The organism is Nocardia sp. NPDC058499, from assembly GCF_042719915.1.
Classification (GTDB): Bacteria; Actinomycetota; Actinomycetes; order Mycobacteriales; family Mycobacteriaceae; genus Nocardia.
This window is the reverse complement of record NZ_JBHXMZ010000001.1, coordinates 104,912-123,790: the sequence shown is the minus strand read 5'-3', so window position 1 is coordinate 123,790 and position 18,879 is coordinate 104,912. Positions and strand designations below refer to the sequence as shown.

Genomic DNA, 18,879 nt, shown 5'->3' with positions numbered 1-18,879 from the left:
CCAGTGAACCGATCTCGAGGAGATGATCCGATGAGCACGACCTCCGATACCGACACCACGACCGACGCGACGGCACGCCCGGCCGGTGACAAACCGGAAACCGGCCCCTCGGAGGACACGGCCGGGGCAACCCCGCCGAAGCCCACGAGTGAGTCTGCACCGCCGAAGGATTCCAGCCCGGCGGACCCGGAGGGCGCGGTGCCTGCCGGGGAACCGGTGCCGACGAAAGACAACGCGGGATCCGGCGTCGAAGCCGGGCCTGACGCCACCGATCCCGCGCCGCCCGCGCCCGGGATATCACGATGGACCATCCTGCGAATGATCGCGGTGGCGCTGATCCGCAAGTTCGCCGTCCCGGCCCTCATCATCCTGACCGTCGCGGCACTCGCCCTCGTCGGATTCCTCGGCTGGCAGCTGAACAAGGAACGCGAAATCGACTCCGCCGCCCGCGCCGCCACCGACGCCGCCCGAGCCTACGGTGTCGCCCTGACCAGCGTCGATTCCAACACCCTCGACCAAGATTTCACCGCGGTCCTCGACGGCGCCACCGGCGAATTCAAGGATATGTACACCCGCTCCAGCGGTCAGCTCCGTCAACTCCTCATGGACAACAAGGCCACCGGGGAAGGCACCGTCCTCGACGCCGCCGTGAAGTCGGCGACTCCGACAAAGGTCGAGGTCCTGCTGTTCATCGACCAGACCGTCACCAACGCCGCCGCCCCCGATCCCCGCGTGGACCGCAGCCGCGTCGCGATGACGATGGAACTGGTCGACGGCCGCTGGCTCGCCTCCCGGGTGTACTTGCCCTGAAACAGCTTTCTCGGTCGAGTGTGCAAGGAGCACAGGACCCGGGCGTGCAGGCGCATTCCTGGGCGACTGGATCCGACTGCGGCTCGGTTAGGCATCGGCGGTCGAGCTGTGGCCAGTATCCCCAGACCGTTACGGCGATGAGAATGCCCACCAGCAGAATCACCACAATCGTTCCGGTCACCGGCCGGCTCCCGCAGCAAACCACCGAGCGAAGGACAACCGTGGAAGTACGGTTTCCACATCGGCCACGTCCATGACCCGATTCAGCTCCAGCGGCCCCAGGTGGTCGGGTGCGGGCAGAATCACCACGTCCGCGCCGGCGTTCCGCGCCTGGTCGGCTACGGACAGCACCGACCGCTCGTTCGCCCATACGACGTGGTAGCCGAGTCGTTTCGCGAGCCGTACAACCTGCGCCCGGTCCCAGTCAGGCGCCGTGCTCGTGTCGTAGTCGATCCAGCCGAACGCGATCGAGTGGCTCATGATGTTGTGCCCGTCATGCCCGCAGCGTCGCTGAGTGGTGATCGCTCCTGAGCATCAGTGGATTTCATCGCGTGCCCTTCCCAGGACGATTCGTACTGTGGCCCCTGATCAGGACACCGGGGGCGGCCACAGGCAATGAAGGTGGCAAACAACTGAAATGCGACTTGCCACACCGCACGTTCGGTCAGAATCGACGCATGCAGGAGGGGCAAGCCGAACGGGCTAACGGAGCGGAGCGCGTACGGCAGCGTGCGGCAGTGGCCGATGAGCTGGCGCGTGAGATCAAACGCCGCCGACTCGCCGCGGACATGAGTCAACGTGAACTCGCCACAAGGATTGGGTACACCCGCCAATACGTGTCCATGACCGAATGGGAAGACGCCAATCTGCCCTCTCGAGAACTCGTCGCTGCGATTGACATCGGGCTGAATGCTGACGGTGCGCTGGTTGCGATTCACGACCGGGCGAAGCGAGACCAGAAATCCGCTCGCCGAAAGATGGCTCGAAACGTGGACTTCGGTGAGACGGGGCAGGGTGAATCGGGCGGTGTCCGTCGGGCAATCTCGTCGCAAGGTCCAGAAGTGCAGTTGCCCGAGTCAGTAGACCTCGATTCGACAGCGGCCCGCGACGCGACGGGTGTGAACGCTCCTTCGCATCCGATGACCGAGCACGCGATCATCGAATTCACCGAGGTGACCCGCCTACTTGCCGGCCGGCGACAGAGCGTTCCCCCGGAAGCGCTTATCGGTCCGATAGAAGCGCACCGAGACACCATATCGTCAAGGTTTCGGCAGGCCTCGGCCGATGGACGAATGCAAGCGAAACTCGGTTCACTGCTCGGCGAGACATCCATTGTCGCCAGCCGAATATGGAGCGCGGCGGGCGACCGCGCGATGGCGCTGTCGCACTGCGCGTTTGCTCGCAAATTGGCCGACGGCCTGCATGACCCGGTGATGGGCGGAATCGCGCGAATTTTCGAGAGCAATCTGCGTTCGGATGCTGCCACGCTGATCGGTTCGGACGGAGACGTCGTCATCGGCCTTCGAATACTCCGTCAAGCCGCGATGGTGTCCGATCAATTGCCTCCGGCTGCCCGAGCGAGGATCGGGGCGGAGCAAGCTCAGGCATACGCGGTTCTCGAACTGGAGCGAGAGTGCGCAGAGGCCTTGTCTCGGGCCTATCGCGCGGTTGAGCACCTGGATGAGGTGGATCGTGCCGGGCTCTTCAGCGATTGGGACGCCGAGCGGCTACCGGTGTATGAAGGCACTTGCTGGCTGTTCCTCGGCAAACCACGCAAGGCGATTTCGGTCCTCGACAGGGCGTTGAAAGGTATCGGGCACGGACATCGGAATGTCGCTCTGGCAGCGCAAGTAGATCTTGCGAGCGCGTACAACCTGTCCGGTGAGCTCGAGGAGGGTTGCCGGATTCTCGGCGAGACCTACACGAGCCTTGTCGCCATGGGCAACCATCGTGGGATCCAACGTGCACAGCGGGCGATCGAACGTACCGCACCGTGGCATAACGAACAGCCCGTTCGTGAACTGCGGGAACAGATCGAATGTGCCGGGGCTCAGTGATCCGTGCCGGCCAGCAATCGCACCGCCGGAACAACCGAGCCGGGGTCCAGGCCGTCTATGATCTCGTCGGGCGAGTGCTCGGACAATGCTGACCGATCCATCCTGTGCGTCACGGCGATGACGCGAAAGCCGGCGTGCCGGGCGCAGTGGATATCGTTGGGTGCGTCACCGATGACGACCACCTGCGAAGCTGGAAGCGGAGTTCCGAAGCGGGCGAAGTAGCGGTCTGCGACGATACCGGGGAGTTCCAGCCTGTCGCGGGAATCCGATCCGTATGCGCCGATATCGAAATTCAGATATGAGTCCAGACCAGCGATTCTCATCTTTGTTTCGGCGGCAAGCCGCAGATTTCCGGTCAGTACGGTTTGAACGAACCCGTGCTCATCCAGCGCAGCCATCGACTCGGCCGCGCCGGGATACGCGGGCTGGTCTCGCGCCAACTCCTGCTCGCCCTCGGACATGACCTTCGCCAGTTCGTCATGGAACCGAGCAATACCGTCCGCTGCCGATTCTGCCGAGATGCCCGATATCACGGCAGCTTCGACGACGATCGACTCGTCGGTGTACCCGTGCACTCGCGCCGCCGGGAAAACCACACCGGATTCCGGTATCTCATAGGTACGCGCGATCGCTCGTCGCAGCCATCGCAAGTCCGCGGGTATAAGGGTGCCGTCGATATCCCAGACAACGAGTCCGGGGCGCGCAGCGGTCATGCAAAGCATCTTGGCAGAAGGGCCCGGTACACGCCCACCACTGCGCGCTGCGCCGACGATCTCGCCGGCGTCGGTCATCCGCACCGCCTCGTCGAGCGGGGTCCACCGAATCGGGTCTGCCCAGTCGGTGGCGGTGATATCCGCACCGCGCGCCAGGTAGATTTCCTCTGGATGCCTCGAGGTGCCTGCCGGGTCTACGCTCGACAAGGTGAACCGCAACGAATTCCAGCGGGGCGCAGTGGGTCTCAAATCTATGCGCGCCGCCGAGGACGTCCACGAACTGAACTCCTACGCACGCCGCGCAGGCCTCGACCTCACGCAGGCAGCCGCCGGGTGAACAACCAAACCCCCGAGGCCGTCGCCCGCGAAGCCTGCACCGCAGCCGGGCTGACCGATCCCGACCTTGTCCCGATCAAAGTTTCGGAGAACGCTACCTACCGGCTCCCGCAGTCCCGCGTCGTCGTCCGAATCGCGAAAGCCGGACAGCGTGCAGCCGCGGAGCGCGAGCTGCTGATCGCCGATTGGCTTCGCCGCAACGATGTGCCCGCCGTCGAACCGGCCGATATCCCGGCAACCTTCATCATGGTCGACGACCGGCCCGTCACCTTCTGGAAAGAACTCCCACCGCACCGCGGCGGTACTCCCGCCGAAATCGCGACTGCCCTACGGAGACTCCGCGCGCTGAACCCGCCACAATTCCTGTCCGAAATCGACCCCTTCGTTCGGCTCGAACAACGGATCCACGCCGCGATCACCCTGCTCGCCGAAGACCGGCAGTGGCTTCTCCAACACCTCGACGACCTCCGGGACGCCTGGTCTCACCGCACACCCGGATTACCGTGGGGGCCCGTCCATGGGGACGCTTGGGAAGGCAACGTCGTCACCACCGAAGACGGAACAACCCTGTTCCTCGATCTGGAGCGTACGTCCATCGGCCCACCTGAATGGGATCTGACCTCGACAGCGATCAAGCACAGCTCATTCGGATGGATCACTGCAGAGCAGTACACCGAATTCGTGGCGGCATACGCCTACGACGTCACGGAATGGGCAGGTTTCGTTTTGTTGCGAGATATCCGTGAAATGCGGATGACCTGCATGGCTGCACAAGCTGCAGCGCAGGAACCCGCGCGGCTCGATCAGGCGCGACTGCGCGTGGATTCCCTGCGCGGCCGCCGCGGTCCGCGACCTTGGCGCGGATGGGCCGCGATTCCGTAACCACGCGATACGTCAGGCCGTATCCCGATCTCGGTCGTAGAGCTCGGCGTAGCGCCGCCAGCAGCACAGTGTGAGGACCATCGAGGCGGCTGTGCCGAGCGCGGTAGGGCTCTTTCGTCGATGCCAGGCGGCCAGTATTGCACCGCTCAGGGCGGCGAAACTTAGAGCGTTCAGGACGAGGATCGTCCGGTCGAGGTCCGGATCGGCGGCCCAGCGTTCTTCGCCGAGAATGGCCCGGGTCGCGAGCGAGGTCCGATCGGTGGGTTCGGGCGTGATGATCGGGTTGATGGCAAACCAGACCAGAACTCCGATGGTCACGTCCGCCCGCCGGGTCCAGGGCGCCGCGACCACCAGTGGCGTGGTCAACAGCCGGGACCAGGCGCTGACCGGGTGAGCGTGCCGGGCGAAGATCCGACGGCGTAGCTGCTGCGGACTATTCATGAGCGTCCTTCACACAGCAGTTCGTACCATCCCGGATGTGACGTCGCGTTCGGGACGGGCCGGGTTCGATCGAGGCGGGGTCGAATTATGCGCGGCTGTTCATGTCCGCCTCTGTTGTGTACCAGTGGCAGACGTCGTCGCCGTTGCGGTGACGGGCGAACCAGCGGTCCGCGAGCTCCGGGAGAGGTTCGTGGGCGGGGTTGTGAAATGGTGTCTGGCTCAGCAGTACGCGCAGTACGGTCCTTGCTTTCTGGTGCCGGGGAACATGGGTGAACGCCGGCCGTGCGTACCGGCTGTCGTCGTCGCGCAGCAGTCCGATACGACGCTTTGCCGACGAGACGAGGATCGGCAGCGGTGCGATGCTGCGGGTGTCGATCGCCCGTTCGGCGAGTGGCACGTGCTCGTTGATGCCGTCGGCGATGAGCGTGAAAACGGTCAGCAGATGGCGGCAGACTCTCGGCAGGACACGCATCCGGTAGGTGGGGCTGCCGACGACGGCGTCATAGATGATCAGCGCGGAGCTGCGGTGCTCGACCTCCTCGACGAAATGCCAGATCAGCAGTGATGCCACCCGATCGTCGCCGGGCCGGAAGAGGGTGTCCTCATTGTCCAGCAGCATCTTGAAGAAGGGTGTGAAGGTGGCTTCCAGATCGGCGATGTAGGCCAGTCGATAGCGCAGTGATTCCGTCGCGGTGACCCGGCCGAATGCCGCGATCGCCTCATCCAAGGTCTGCTGCAGGCCCGGATGCTGCTTTATCAGGGCGCGCACATGATGACGGTGGGCGCGGGAGTGCTGGGCTTCCTGCCGCAGGAAAGCGTCGGCTTCTTCGGCTACGTGTGGGTCGTCGATCAGTGGTATCGCTTGGCGCACCGCCGCGACCACCATGGTCTCGAAAGCGATCGCGATGATCGAGACAAGGTCCATATAGGTGGAGAATGCGGGGTTGTCCGGGTTCCAATTGAACGGAATGTCGCCGTCGAAGTCGAAATCGAGTCGTCGGATCTGCAAGTCGGTCATTGTGCTGTCTCACTTCCTTGCGGAGTGTTCGCCGCGCGCTCGGTGGCAGCGGCGTTCCCGGGGCGGCGTATGTTCTGTTGTGTCCGGCCTGTCGATACCGAAAATGTTGCTGTGCAGGAGATTACGAAGCAGACTGCGGCGAAGGGCAGATTTCCGGTCGGGGTGCCTTGGACGGTTACGCCGTGGTCTGCGGTGAAGTAGTCGGGAAGAGCAGTGGCCCAGAGGCCCGCGATGACGAGGAGGTATGCCACGCCGAACACCCGGACGAAGGTGTTGGGCTCCGCGGGCCGGGCGTCGCCGTGACGTTGGCGCCACTGCGCAACCAGGACCGGCAGCGCGACAACAGTGAACGCGACGAGGTACAGCATGTAGATCGCCACGCGCAGGGCGTTTCCGGGGTCATCACCCTCGGTGAGGGCGATCGGGATATTGACGATCACGAGACCGACGGGCACAAGGACCGCGCACGCGATTGTGCGCCCGATGAGGGCGGGGGCCGACAACCGGTGACCGCTGTCCACCGGATTACCGATCAATGTCCGGAGCGTGCCGGTGAGGAGCGCAGGCCCGACCGCGGCGAAGAGGAGAACGCTGCACATCGGGACCGCATCGAACAGTGGCCGGTTGATCGGGTTCTCGGTGTTCCATGTCCACCAGGACAATTGCGGGCCGAGGTGGTCGAAGATCTCGTAGAAGCAGAGGTGGACGAAACCGACGCACAGCGATCCGACCACGATTCCGCGCGAGCGGAAAACCCCAAGGCTGCGCACGATCTCGTAGGCCAGCATCGCCATAGCCGGGTACAAGGCGATGATGTAGAGCGGTAGCCGGTCGTAGAGGAATTGCACCGTGAAAACATTGTGGGTGAATATGGTGCCGATCATGTCGTCGATACCGAACACGTCCGGGAAGTACAACGGCGTTTCCACGATCAGCAGGTAGGCGACCGCAGCGAACCACAGCGCCAAGTTCACCGGGTCACCCTCCCGTCGCAGCCTGCGGATCGCCCACCACAGTGCCAGCGCGGCACCAGCGACCACCGTCAGCTCCAATACCGGGAGGGTCCAGTTCGACAGCTCGAACGGGTTGCGGATATCGAGGACGGGGTTCGCATCCGAACAGGTGAATCCCAGACGCTGGGCCATCGTCTCCGCGGTTTCGGTGCACTGTGTGCCCATGACGGTCCTCTCACGGTCTCAGCGGGACAGACGCCGGGCCCGATAGTGACGGCGTGGTGGTCCAGACCGCGGGGCCTGCGAGCTCGACACATTCGGCCGAATCCGGCAGGTGGTTGATCGCTGTGCCGACTTCGAGACGCGCCCAAACAGATATGTGCTGTCGCGATACCACTTGGGCCGGCCCGGATGATCGCCACCTCGAACTGTGCGACCTGTGTGTTCTCCGGCTGCGTACGACTCACCGGCAGGCCCCTTACTGTCTTTCATACCGAAATGCCGACAATACATATCTATCATCAATGTATCGTCATGGTCCATCCTTCGGCTGGATTGCCTCCGTGCTCGTTAGAGTGGAGGTATGCGGACACACGGCTGGAACGGCGAGCCACCCGCCACCGACGAAGAAGCCGCTGCCCGGATCATCGCCGCCGCGCACCGGTGCGTAGAGCGCGAAGGCGCGCAGACGACCATCGCTGTCGTCGCCACCGAACTGCGCGTCAGCCGGGCGACGGTATATCGGTATTTTCCGAGCACCAATGCACTTCTGCTCGCCGCGGCCGCGGACGGAACCCGCCGTTTTCTCGACCGGTTGGGTGCCAGGCTGAGCACGTTCGACGACCTCGCCGAGGCCGTGATCGAAGGGGTCGTCCATACCGTGACCGAGGTTCCGGACGAGCCGTACCTGCAACTGCTGCTCGACGAGCCCTCACATACTCTGCTACGCCACGTGACCTCGGAACATGCGCGCTCCATCGCCGAATCGATTCTTCTGCACCGCACCGCGATCGACTGGAGCCGCACCAGGCTCGAATCGAAAGACTTCGACGAACTCGTCGAATGGGCCCTGCGCATCGTGCAGTCGTTCCTCTCCGACCTCGGCGATCCCCCACGCCGCGCCGAGGAACTGCGCGAATACCTCCGGCGATGGCTTGCTCCATCGATCAGGGAATGGACGAGTTCGGGACAGGTCACAGGCGGTAGTCGCGTATGACTCCTTGGCGATGATGCGTTTCTGAATTTCGCCGGCCATTTCGGCGACGGAGAATTCGATGACCCGGTGTTGACGATCGGTTTGCCGAAGGTGGCGCGCTGCTGGGCGTAGCGGGAGCCGAGTTCGAAAGCGCGCAAGGCGGTTCCGTAGACACGGGCGGCGACGACGCTGGAGATCTCGACGATTCGGAGACCTGAAAGCGGTGCCGCCACAGTGCTCCGGTTCGCTCATCGGGCAGACGATTCGCGCAGGGCTCAGAAGACTTTCACGGCGGTATCGATAGCTCGCCACGCCAGGTTTATCTCGGCTTCCGTCGCGCCGCGCAGGACGTTACTCTGTAACGCCAGACCGGTGGCGAAGTTGATCGCGTTGAAGCCGTTGAAGCCGATCCTGGCGACTCTGTCGCCTGCCAATAAGACGAGTGCCCGCCCGACGGCGTCGCCGAATACGGCCTCGGTCGGGTCGACGATGACATTTCTATTGGCCGAGATCGTATCGAGGACCGTGAAATAGTCGCGCGCGTTCGCCGGCTGGGAGCCGATCGCGGCGACCACATTCGGCATGTCCACGGTGAAGTGAGCGTTGTATCCGGCCATCGTGACGTGTCCGAGCGAAATATCGCAGTTGCGGGCCAGTTCGAAGTGGCGCCCCCAGTGCGGTTCTACGGGACCGCCGGTGAACTCACCGTGCAGGTTCGTCAGGAAATAGCTCATCACTTCGATGCTGAGCCGGTGGGCGTAGTCGGGGTCGTCGAACTCCGATTCCTTGCGCTGGAGTGGAAGTATCGCGTCTTGTTCGAGGGCGTCGAGGCCGATCGCGAACGTCGCGCGCCGGTCCTTCTTCCGGGCAAGTATTCGGGTGATTTTGTTCAGGCGGTCGGCGGTGGCTTCGAGCCGTGGCAGGGACGGGCCACTCGGCGGGGTTTCGAGGTCGGAGAGAGTGGCGATTTCGGACACCTCGGCGGCGTCGAGCGGTTCGCCGCAGGCGGCGGCCACCGCCGCGTCCCCGGGGGCGGCGGATGCGGGTTGCACCTGCCCGAGTAGGGCGACGACAGTCATGGATGAGATGAGGATGCCCCGAACGAGTGTGCTGCGCATGCACCGGAGCCTATGTATATATGGCGATCAGCGTGGTGCCGGAGCGGGACGCTGGGCTGATATCCATCCGAACCTGCCGATCCGCTGTGCTCTCGCACGCCGCCGAAAGGTAATTGAAGCCCCCGGGGCAACTGTGTATGTGCCTGCCGGGCACAGTGTTCAGAGGCGGTAGTCGCGCATGACTCCCTTGGCGATGATGCGTTTCTGGATTTCGCTGGTGCCCTCGCCGATGAGCATGAACGGGGCTTCGCGCATGAGGCGTTCGATTTCGTATTCGGTGGAGTAGCCGTAGCCGCCGTGGATGCGGAAACTCGCCTGGGTGACCTCGTTGCAGAATTCACTGGCGAGGTATTTCGCCATTCCGGCGGCGACGTCGTTTCGTTCGCCGGAATCCTTCAGGCGGGCGGCGTTGACCATCATGAGGTGGGCGGCTTCGACCTTGGTGGCCATTTCGGCGAGGGAGAATTCGATGGCCTGGTGTTCGACGATGGGTTTGCCGAAGGTGGAGCGTTGCTGGGCGTAGCGGGAGCCGAGTTCGAAAGCACGCAACGCGATTCCGCAAGCGCGGGCGGCGACATTGACGCGGCCGACTTCGATACCGTCCATCATCTGGCGGAAACCCCGGCCGCTGACACCGCCGAGGACCGTATCGGCGGCGGCGTGGTAGCCGTCGAACAGCAATTCGGTGGTGTCGATGCCCTTGTACCCCATTTTGTGGATTTTTCCCGGAATGGTGAGACCCGGTGTGACCGTGCCGTAGCCGGTGGGCTTTTCGACCAGGAATGTCGTGAGGTTGTCGTGGGGTTTCTCGTGGCCTTCTTCGGTGCGGACGAGGACCGCGACGAGGTTTGCGGTGGAGCCGTTGGTGATCCACATCTTGCGGCCGTCGATGGTGTAATCGCCGGTTTCATCGCGGATCGCCTTGGTGCGGATAGCGGCGACATCGGAGCCCAGTTCGGGTTCCGACATCGAGAACGCGCCGCGGATCTCCCCGGTGGCCATCCGGGGTAGGTAGGTGTGTTTCTGTTCTTCGGTGCCGTGGTGGCGCAGCAGGTAGGCGAGGATGAAATGGGTATTGATCACGCCCGAGACACTCATCCAGCCGCGGGCGAGTTCTTCGACGCACAGCGCGTAGGTGAGCAGGGATTCGCCGAGCCCGCCGTACTCCTCGGGAATCATGATCCCGAACAACCCCATCTCGGCGATCCGATCGACGATCTCCTGGGGGTAGGTATCGGTGTGCTCGAGTTCCTGGGCGTTCGGGATGATCTCCTTGTCCACGAAGCTGCGGACGGTGGCCAGGATTTCGTTCTGGACATCGGTGAGCCCGTGCGTGCGTGCGAGTTTCATGGGTTCGTCCGTTTCGGGGAGTCGGTAGCGCAGGCAGCGGTGTCGCGGAGCCTGGCGATATCGTCGTCGGTGAGGCCGAGTTCTTCACGCAGTACGGCGTCGGTGTGTTCACCGAGCCGCGGGGCGATGCGGGCGGGCTGGTAGGTGCCGTCCACCGAGATCGGTGCCCCGGCCGCGCGATATGCGCCGACGCCGGGTTGGGGCACATCGGTGAACAGGGGATTGGCGGTTACCTGGGGGTCGGTGGCGAGTTCGTCGAAGCTGCGGTAGCGCTCCCACAGGATCGAGGTGCCCGACAGCGCCGCGCTGATCTCGTCGGCGGTATGGTCGCGGAACCAGCCGGCGAACAACGCCGTGAGAACATCGCGATGCTTGTAGCGGGTGCCTTCATCGGTGAAATCCGCGTCGAGCGCGGTCGCCAGAGCGGCGACGACCTCGGTGGTACCGGTTGCACTCACGAGATCCCGGAAATGCCGGGGCGTCAGGGTGACCAGCATGAAGTACACACCGTCGGCGCTGGTGAAATCCTGCCCGTAGCTGCCGTAGAGCGCGTTACCGACCCGGGGCCGGCCGGTGCCGTTGAGCTGTGCCTCGCCGAGGAACCCGAGGTTGCTCGCCGTGGCCAGCGCGACGTTCTCCAGCGGAATCGCCAGCCGGCTCCCGGCCCCGGTTGCTTCGCGGCGGCGAACAGCCGCGGTAACGGCGAGCGCGGCGTAGAGACCGCAGGCGATATCCCAGACCGGGACCACGTGGTTGATCGGGCCTGCGTGGTCGGGTGGGCCGGTGACCAGCGGGAAACCGGTAGCGGCGTTGACCGTGTAGTCGACGCCGGTGCTGCCGTCGCCGCGGCCGGTGATTTCCAGATGGATGAGGTCCGGACGAGTCCGGGCGAGGGCGTCGTAACCCTGCCATTCCCGGCCGGTCGTATTGGTGAGCAGGATGCCGCCCTGCGGTCCGCTGCCCGTGATCAGCCGGGCGACCAGCTCTTGGCCTTGGGGAGAACGTAGGTCGGCGACGAAGGAGCGTTTGCCCTTGTTCAGGCCGGCCCAATAGATACTTGCGCCCTGTTCGGTGAGCGGCCAGCGGTTGCGGTCGGCGGCACCGCCGACCGGATCGACGCGGATGACGTCGGCGCCGAGCTGGGCCAGGGTCATACCGGCCAGCGGGGCGGCGACGAAACTGGAGATCTCGACGATTCGGAGACCCGAAAGCGGTGCGGCCGCGGTACTCCGGTGCTCGCTCATCGGGCCCTCGCCCGTCCGGTAACCCGAACCGCTCCGCCGGTGGTGTCCGAGGCAGCGCAGACATTCGAGTCGTCGGAGCGCTTGTGGATACCGGTAAACCGCCGGCCCGGGGGCAGATCGGGAAAGCGTCTGCGCCGAGCGGCAGTTGTCCGGTGAGGACCGGTTTTGCAACAGACATATTCGGCGTCCGTTACGGGGCTGTTCGGGTCGATCGAGTCGGCGGCCGGTTGCGGCGTGGGCACGGTCAGACCACCTTCTCGAAGATCGCGGCCAAGCCCTGGCCGCCGCCGATGCACATGGTCTCCAGACCGTATCGTGCGTCACGGTGGTGCATCTCGCGGGCGAGGCTGGCCAGCATCCGGACGCCGGTGGCGCCCACCGGGTGGCCCAGCGAGATTCCGGAACCGTGCACATTGGTCCGCTCGAGGTCGGCGTCGCCGAACTTCCATTCGCGAAATACAGCCAGTGCCTGGGCGGCGAAGGCCTCGTTGAGTTCGATCAGGTCGATATCGGCGAGAGTGAGACCGGCCAGGCCGAGCGCCGCCTCGGTGGCGGGGACGGGGCCGATCCCCATCACCTTCGGTTCCACACCGGCGACGGCCCACGAGGTGAGCTTCACCAGTGGGGTGAGGCCGAGCTGTTCGGCGCGGTCACGGGTGGTGACCAGGCACATGGCGGCCGCGTCGTTCTGGCCGCTGGAATTGCCCGCCGTCACCGTCGATTCCGCGTCGAGTTTCGCGCGCACCGGTTTCAGCCGGGCCAGCGCCTCGACCGTGGTGTCCGCGCGCGGATGTTCGTCTCGTTCGATGACGTTCTCGCCGTCCCGGGACCGGACCGTGGTGGGCACGATCTGCTCGGCGCAGGCGCCGCTCTCGGCCGCCGCGACGGCGCGCTGATGGGAGCGCACGGCCAGGCGGTCCTGTTCCTCGCGGGGGATTGCGTAGGTGCGGCGTAGATTCTCCGCGGTCTCCAGCATGCCGCCGGGTACCGGATAGTGCTGTCCGCCCGCGGTTTCGCGACCCCGCACCAGACTGTCGTGGATCCGGACGCCCCCACGAGCACCGCCCCAGCGCATATCCGTGGAAAAGAACGAGGCATTGCTCATGCTTTCGGCGCCACCGGCGACGACCAGGTCGTGCGATCCGCTGCCCACCTGCAGCACCGCCTGGATCACCGCCTGCAGGCCGGACCCGCAGCGGCGGTCGATCTGCATACCGCCCACCGTGACGGGCAGGCCGGTGTCGAGGGCGATGACCCGCCCGATGGCCGGGGCCTCGCTGGACGGGTAGCAGTGGCCGACGATGACGTCCTGGACGAGCGCCGGGTCCAGTCCGGTCCGGTCGAGGAGGCCACGCAGCGCGGTGACGCCGAGGTCGACCGCGCTCAGCCCGGCGAACATCCCGCCGTAACGCCCGATCGGGGTGCGGACCGGTTCGCAGATCACTACTTCACGCATGGGTTCAGTCTCCAAGAGCAGGGAAATCGGCGTGCAGAACGGTATGGGTCCGCGGGGCGCCGCCGGGGTCTGTTGTGCTGGTGAGGGCGACGGCGAGGTCGGCATCGGGATCTTCGTGGCGGCCGATGCGCGCGCTACCGGGGCAGAACAGTGGGGCGAGGTTGCGGTGCCGTAACCGTGCCGGCCCGGTATCGGGCCGGTCGAGGCGGATCGTTTCGGCGAGTGCGAGGGTCATCAGGGGACCGTGCACGACCAGCCCCGGGTACCCCTCCACCCCGGTCGCGTACGGCCAGTCGTAGTGGATCCGGTGCGCGTTCGCGGTGGCGGCACTGAACCGCATCAGCAGTGTCGGGTCGGTGCGCAGCTCCCATTCGCCGTCGCGCACCCGGCGTAGTGGGGTCGCGACGGGATCCACGGCAGCCGGTGCGGGTGGCTGCGCGGTGGCCGAGCCCGGATCGCGGTAGATCAACTCCTGCCGCTCGACCAGGGCGGGGGAGGCGGAATCGGCGAACAACCGGATCTCGACCACAACCACCACGAGCCGGCCCGACCGCCCGGTCTTCGGTGTCACGGAGACGACGCGCGCTTCCCGGCGCACCGTGGTGCCGATGGTCAATTCGCCGGCGAACTCTACGTCGCCACCCGCGAACATCCGGCGCGGCAGTTCGACCGGCGGCAGGAAGCCGCCGCGTACCGGATGCCCGTCCGCGCCGATCGAGCCCGACTCCGGCCACCGTGGCAAGGCCACCCAGTGCCACAGCGGCGGTAGCGGGTCGCCGGCCCCTACCGGTTTGCCCCGGGTGTCCAGCAGTGCCTGGAGTGCGGCGACCGGCGCCGGATCCAGGTACTCCTCGGTCGTGACGGTATGCGGTTCCCAGCCGGTCACATGAATCGCCCGCCGGTGACCTCGAGCGTCGTGCCCGTCATATAGGAGGACAGATCCGACGCCAGGAACAGCGCCACATTCGCGACCTCGTCCGGTTCCCCCGCGCGCGACATCGGGATCTCGGCCATCTTCTGCTCCCAGATATGTTCGGGCATGGCGGTGGTCATGGGGGAGCGGATAAGCCCGGGCTGGACCGCGTTGACGCGCAAGCCGTAACGCGCGGTTTCCTTCGCCGCGGCCTTGGTGAGACCGATGATCCCGGCCTTGGCCGCGGAATAGTTGGTCTGCCCGGCCATCCCGACCTTGCCGGAGAGCGAGGAGATATTGACGATGCTGCCTCGGCCGCGTTCGCGCATCAACGCGGCGGCGAGGCGGGTGCCGTGCCAGGTGCCCTTCAGATGGACGGCGATCACCTGGTCGAATTCGTCCTCGGTCATCTTGCGCATGGTGGCGTCGCGGGTGACGCCCGCGTTGTTCACCGCGATATCGACGGTGCCGAAATCCTCGACCGCGGTGGCCAGCAGCGCCTCGACGTCTTCGGCGCGGGTCACATCGCAGCGCACCGTGCGCGCGACCGCCGAGCCGAGCCGTTCCCGGGTATCGCCGGGTTCGAGGTCGCCGACCACCACGCGGGCGCCGTGCCGTACGAAGGTTTCGGCGATGGCGTAGCCGATGCCCTGGGCGCCGCCGGTGACCACGGCGACCCGGTCCGCGAGAAGTGACATGGTGTGTTCCTTACCGTTGCGGATCAGTACTGGGTCGCGCCGAGGTCGACCGGGATCTGGGCGGCGGTGACGAAGCGGGAATCGTCCCCGGCCAGCCAGGACACGGCATCGGCCACATCGTCGGCTTCGGCCACCCAGGCGGGCAGCAGCGGGGTGATCATATGGGCGAGCTGCGGATTGGTCTCGGTGGCGGCGGTGAGGGCGGAGATCATATCGCCGCCGCCCATCGGTGTGGCCACGGCGCCGGGGTGCAGGCTGTTGACCCGGATATTGTGTTTGCCGAGTTCGGCGGCCAGTCCCCGTGCCATTCCGGTGACGGCGTGTTTGCTCGCGGTGTAGTGCACCATGAAGGGCTGCATTTTCATCCCCGCGGCGGAGCTGATCAGGATGATGGAGCCGCCGCGACCACCGTCGACGATGTGGTGGGCGCCCGCGGCAACGGTGTTCCAGGTGCCGGTGACGTTGATATCGATGACATCCCGCCACGATTCGGGGGTGATCGCGTCCCAGGTCTCGGGGATGCAGATACCGGCGTTGGCCACGATGATGTCGAGACGGCCGAGGGCCTCGACGCCCGCGTCCACCGCCGCGCGCAAACCGGCGGCGTCCCGGGTGTCCACGGTGGAGGCGATGACCTTGCGGCCCGTCGCCTCGACCAGCCGGACGGTTTCCGCGAGATCTTCCGGGGTCGCGGAATCGTAGGGGACCGCCGCGGGGAGCGGCGCCGCGATATCGACGGCGATGATATCGGCGCCCTCTGATGCCAAACGAACGGCGTGCGCACGGCCCTGCCCCCGCGCGGCCCCGGTGATGAACGCTACTTTGCCGCGAAGTCGGCTCGTCACGTGTTGTCCTAACTGTCGTCGGGCGGATGCCCGGCACCGCGCGCACGGCCGCGCCGACCGCGCGGGTTCGGCGAGGAGCCGACCGGAAATGCTTATTGTAGCGAATATCGTAAGCACAACGGTATCGCGAGCGAAAGAGTGAGTTCCGCCGGGTCCGGCGTCGAGTTGCGGCGCGTGCCGGTGGAATTCGCGAACTGCTCCCCGGCCCGCTCGGGCAGTGTTACTGTTGCCTTTACTGGATATGTATCTGTCCGGATATCGCCCCGCCCGGCCGCGCGGCGGCGAGTTCGGGCCGATCGCGAGTGAGGAGCGCCGATGTCGCAGGTCGTCGGGTTTGTCGGGGCAGGCCGCATGGGGGAGCCGATGGTGTACCGGCTGGTCGCCGCGGGCCACCGGGTGCAGGTGTACGCCCGGCGTGACTCGGTGCGGGAACGGCTGCGCGAGGGCGGGGCGACAGTGGTCGATTCCGCCGCCGCGGCCGCATCGTCGGCCGATATCGTCATCGCCTGCCTGTTCTCCGACGCCCAACTCGCCGAGGTCCTCGCCGGGCCCGACGGAGTGCTCGCCGCGGCGCCGCGCGACGCGGTCGTGGTCTCGCATACCACCGGCACGGTCAGCACTGTGACCGATCTGGTCGCCGGCCATCCCGGCGGCCCGACGCTTCTGGACGGGCCGGTGAGCGGTTCGGCCGATGATATCGCCGCCGGAGAACTCACCGTGCTGCTCGGCGGCGACGCGGACGCGGTCGCGCGGGCCCGGCCGGTGCTCGAATCGTATGCGAGCACCGTTATCGCGACCGGTGCGCTCGGCACCGCATTGAGCGTCAAACTGGTGAACAACGCCCTGTTCGCGGCGAACGCCCAGATGGCTGCCGCCGCACTCGAACTGGGCACCCGCCTCGGTATCGGGGAGCAGCAGCTGCTGGATGCCCTGGCCGTATCCAGCGGCCGGAGCTACGCGGCCGGCGCGATCGGCCGCACCGGCGGGCTGGTGACGTTCGAACAAGTGGTGGCCCCCTTCCTCCGCAAGGATGTGGCGGCCTGCCGGGCGGCGACGGCGGATCTGGGCATCGATATCGGCCGGCTCGGCGCCGTGATCGACGGCGGTCCCCTGGACCTCGGCTGACAGTGCGTACGTCAACCTCTCTCCACCGCCCGGCGGGCGGGAGCTACCTCGGAGCGTTTCGATGAACAGCAATACCCCGGAGATACCCGTGGAAGGGGCCGAGACCGTACGGGCGGGCGAGCGCCGCGATCCGGCCGCGATCCTGGCGGCCCAGCGGCAGGCGTTCCTGTGCGAGGGCCCGCCGAGCGCCGAGGTCCGCCGGGATCGCATCGACCGGCTGGTCGCCATGGTCCTGGACAACACCGATGCCTATGTCGACGCGCTGGTCGCGGACTTCGGTACTCGCTCCCGGACCGGCACTCTGTTCGCCGAGATCATGGGCATGCTCACCGCCATCGAATACGTCCGTTCCCACCTGACCCGCTGGATGCGGCCGCGGCGGCCGGACCGGGCGGCCCGCCTGTACGGAATCCGCGCGGAGGTCCGGCCGTCCCCGCTCGGAGTGGTCGGGATAGTCGGCCCCTGGAACTTCCCGCTCAACCTGGTGATCTTGCCTGCCGCGACCGCGTTCGCCGCCGGGAACCGAGTGATGATCAAGATGTCGGAGATCACCGCGCACACCGCGGAACTCACCCGGCGGCTCGCGGAACAGTACTTCGACGAAACCGAGCTCGCGGTGGTCACCGGCGGTCCAGAGGTGGGCGCGGCCTTCACCGAACTGCCGTTCGACCACCTGTTCTTCACCGGTTCCACCCGGGTCGGCCGGCTCGTACAGCGGGCCGCGGCGCACAACCTGGTTCCGGTGACACTGGAGCTCGGTGGAAAGAACCCGGTGGTCGTCTCCGCCGGCGCCGATCTCACCCGGGCCGCCGAGCGGATCGCCCGGGCACGGATGGTAAACGGCGGGCAGGTCTGCGTCTGCCCGGACTACGTGCTGGTGCCGCAGGACCGGATGGAACCCTTCGTCGACGCCCTGGCTGGTGCCTGGCGGCGGATGTTCCCCGAAATCATCGGCAATGACGACTACACCGCGGTGGTGAACACCGCGAACTACGAGCGGGTCGTCGGGCTGATCGACGATGCGCGCGAGCGTGGCGCCCGCGTGGAGTCGATCGCTCCGCCCGGCGAAGCCCTGCCTGATCCGGAGCTGCGCAAGATCGCGCCGACGATTGTCCGGGAGGCGACCGACGAAATGGCCATCACCTCGGAAGAGGTGTTCGGTCCGGTCCTCACCGTGTTGCCCTACCGGGAACTGAACGAGGTCGTCGACTACATCAACCGGCGGCCCGCGCCGCTGGTCGCCTACTGGTATGGACCGGACCGGGCCGATTTCCGTACCTTCGTCGCGAATACTCGCAGCGGCGGGGTGGCCCGCAACGAATTCGCCATCCAGATGTTTCCCGACGACGCACCGTTCGGTGGCGTCGGCGAGAGCGGGATGGGCGCCTACCACGGCAAAGCCGGATTCGACACCTTCAGCCACCATCGCACAGTGGTCGGCACCGACCTGCCCGTACCGATCACCAGCCTGGCCGCGCCTCCCTTCGGCCGGTGGACGGAGCGCCTCGTCGGTGTCGCACTGCGCCGTGCGCGCCGACGCGTCCACCGGCGGCTGCGCACAGGTCCGGTCCCGTCGACGACCGACGGCCCCACCGCGTCAGCCGCCCGCCACCTCACCACACCCACCGCCGACGGCCATGTCACCGCCCCTCCGGTGGCCGAGCCCGCTGCGGGCAACCCGGCCACACGGACGTGACCCGGCCTGCGCCATCGCGAACCAGACGA

General features: G+C 66.2%; 19 protein-coding genes and 1 pseudogene. 7 read left to right on the top strand and 13 right to left on the bottom strand.

The window, feature by feature from the left end; genetic code table 11:
- Positions 1-30 precede the first annotated feature (30 nt).
- The gene (locus ACFWPH_RS00575; RefSeq protein ID WP_378747285.1) at positions 31-810 is read left to right on the top strand and encodes a DUF3329 domain-containing protein; all 780 of its coding nucleotides are present in this window, start codon (positions 31-33) and stop codon (positions 808-810) included.
- Between the two features lie 177 nt (positions 811-987).
- Here ACFWPH_RS00575 and ACFWPH_RS00570 read toward each other — a convergent pair whose 3' ends face one another.
- Positions 988-1,290 carry a hypothetical protein gene (locus tag ACFWPH_RS00570; RefSeq protein ID WP_378747283.1) on the bottom strand — a complete coding sequence of 101 codons (303 nt, stop codon included), beginning with the start codon at positions 1,288-1,290 and terminating at the stop codon, positions 988-990.
- A 257-nt stretch (positions 1,291-1,547) separates the two neighbouring features.
- Here ACFWPH_RS00570 and ACFWPH_RS00565 point away from each other — a divergent pair, with 257 nt between their 5' ends.
- Positions 1,548-2,867, top strand: coding sequence for a helix-turn-helix transcriptional regulator (locus tag ACFWPH_RS00565; protein ID WP_378747282.1), 1,320 nt, complete (start codon positions 1,548-1,550; stop codon positions 2,865-2,867).
- Here the strand turns inward: ACFWPH_RS00565 and ACFWPH_RS00560 are convergent.
- On the bottom strand, positions 2,861-3,580 hold the full coding sequence (locus ACFWPH_RS00560; RefSeq protein ID WP_378747281.1) for an HAD family hydrolase: 720 nt from the start codon (positions 3,578-3,580) through the stop codon (positions 2,861-2,863). The genes ACFWPH_RS00565 and ACFWPH_RS00560 overlap by 7 nt on opposite strands.
- A 208-nt stretch (positions 3,581-3,788) precedes the next feature.
- Between ACFWPH_RS00560 and ACFWPH_RS00555 the strand changes: the two genes are divergently transcribed.
- Positions 3,789-3,917 carry a hypothetical protein gene (locus ACFWPH_RS00555; RefSeq protein WP_378747280.1) on the top strand — a complete coding sequence of 43 codons (129 nt, stop codon included), beginning with the start codon at positions 3,789-3,791 and terminating at the stop codon, positions 3,915-3,917.
- Positions 3,914-4,798 (top strand): phosphotransferase enzyme family protein, encoded by an 885-nt coding sequence (locus ACFWPH_RS00550; protein ID WP_378747278.1) that lies wholly within the window; start codon positions 3,914-3,916, stop codon positions 4,796-4,798. Before ACFWPH_RS00555 ends, ACFWPH_RS00550 begins: the two co-directional genes overlap by 4 nt.
- Positions 4,799-4,810: 12 nt before the next feature.
- Here ACFWPH_RS00550 and ACFWPH_RS00545 read toward each other — a convergent pair whose 3' ends face one another.
- From ACFWPH_RS00545 to ACFWPH_RS00535, 3 genes are all read right to left on the bottom strand, one after another.
- On the bottom strand, positions 4,811-5,239 hold the full coding sequence (locus ACFWPH_RS00545) for a DUF6653 family protein (protein ID WP_378747277.1): 429 nt from the start codon (positions 5,237-5,239) through the stop codon (positions 4,811-4,813).
- Between the two features lie 85 nt (positions 5,240-5,324).
- Entirely contained in the window at positions 5,325-6,257 is a 933-nt protein-coding gene (locus tag ACFWPH_RS00540) for a metal-dependent hydrolase (protein WP_378747276.1), read from the bottom strand.
- Positions 6,254-7,435: a hypothetical protein gene (locus tag ACFWPH_RS00535; protein WP_378747275.1), complete on the bottom strand. Its 1,182-nt coding sequence runs from the start codon at positions 7,433-7,435 to the stop codon at positions 6,254-6,256. The genes ACFWPH_RS00540 and ACFWPH_RS00535 overlap by 4 nt, the downstream gene beginning before the upstream one ends.
- 358 nt (positions 7,436-7,793) lie before the next feature.
- Between ACFWPH_RS00535 and ACFWPH_RS00530 the strand changes: the two genes are divergently transcribed.
- Positions 7,794-8,426, top strand: a complete 633-nt coding sequence (locus ACFWPH_RS00530; protein WP_378747274.1) for a TetR family transcriptional regulator — start codon at positions 7,794-7,796, stop codon at positions 8,424-8,426.
- Between the two features lie 21 nt (positions 8,427-8,447).
- On the opposite strand, the pseudogene ACFWPH_RS00525 reads toward ACFWPH_RS00530, so the two are convergent.
- From ACFWPH_RS00525 to ACFWPH_RS00490, 8 genes and pseudogenes are all read right to left on the bottom strand, one after another.
- Positions 8,448-8,608, bottom strand: a pseudogene (locus ACFWPH_RS00525) (acyl-CoA dehydrogenase family protein); the annotation flags it as partial.
- Between the two features lie 72 nt (positions 8,609-8,680).
- Complete coding sequence (locus tag ACFWPH_RS00520; RefSeq protein WP_378747272.1) at positions 8,681-9,523, bottom strand: DUF5995 family protein; 843 nt, start codon at positions 9,521-9,523, stop codon at positions 8,681-8,683.
- Between the two features lie 159 nt (positions 9,524-9,682).
- A complete protein-coding gene (locus ACFWPH_RS00515; protein WP_378747271.1) occupies positions 9,683-10,873 on the bottom strand; it encodes an acyl-CoA dehydrogenase family protein in 1,191 nt (396 codons plus the stop codon).
- Positions 10,870-12,117, bottom strand: a complete 1,248-nt coding sequence (locus ACFWPH_RS00510; RefSeq protein ID WP_378747270.1) for a CoA transferase — start codon at positions 12,115-12,117, stop codon at positions 10,870-10,872. Before ACFWPH_RS00510 ends, ACFWPH_RS00515 begins: the two co-directional genes overlap by 4 nt.
- Positions 12,118-12,361: 244 nt before the next feature.
- The gene (locus ACFWPH_RS00505) at positions 12,362-13,573 is read right to left on the bottom strand and encodes an acetyl-CoA C-acetyltransferase (RefSeq protein WP_378747269.1); all 1,212 of its coding nucleotides are present in this window, start codon (positions 13,571-13,573) and stop codon (positions 12,362-12,364) included.
- A 4-nt stretch (positions 13,574-13,577) separates the two neighbouring features.
- Entirely contained in the window at positions 13,578-14,459 is an 882-nt protein-coding gene (locus ACFWPH_RS00500; RefSeq protein WP_378747268.1) for a hypothetical protein, read from the bottom strand.
- Positions 14,456-15,184 carry a 3-oxoacyl-ACP reductase FabG gene (gene fabG / locus ACFWPH_RS00495; protein ID WP_378747267.1) on the bottom strand — a complete coding sequence of 243 codons (729 nt, stop codon included), beginning with the start codon at positions 15,182-15,184 and terminating at the stop codon, positions 14,456-14,458. Before fabG ends, ACFWPH_RS00500 begins: the two co-directional genes overlap by 4 nt.
- A gap of 23 nt (positions 15,185-15,207) precedes the next feature.
- A complete protein-coding gene (locus ACFWPH_RS00490; protein WP_378747266.1) occupies positions 15,208-16,029 on the bottom strand; it encodes a mycofactocin-coupled SDR family oxidoreductase in 822 nt (273 codons plus the stop codon).
- 315 nt (positions 16,030-16,344) lie between these two features.
- Here ACFWPH_RS00490 and ACFWPH_RS00485 point away from each other — a divergent pair, with 315 nt between their 5' ends.
- Positions 16,345-17,154: an NAD(P)-dependent oxidoreductase gene (locus ACFWPH_RS00485; RefSeq protein WP_378747264.1), complete on the top strand. Its 810-nt coding sequence runs from the start codon at positions 16,345-16,347 to the stop codon at positions 17,152-17,154.
- Positions 17,155-17,215: 61 nt separating this feature from the next.
- Positions 17,216-18,850: a coniferyl aldehyde dehydrogenase gene (locus ACFWPH_RS00480; protein WP_378747263.1), complete on the top strand. Its 1,635-nt coding sequence runs from the start codon at positions 17,216-17,218 to the stop codon at positions 18,848-18,850.
- Positions 18,851-18,879 lie beyond the last annotated feature (29 nt).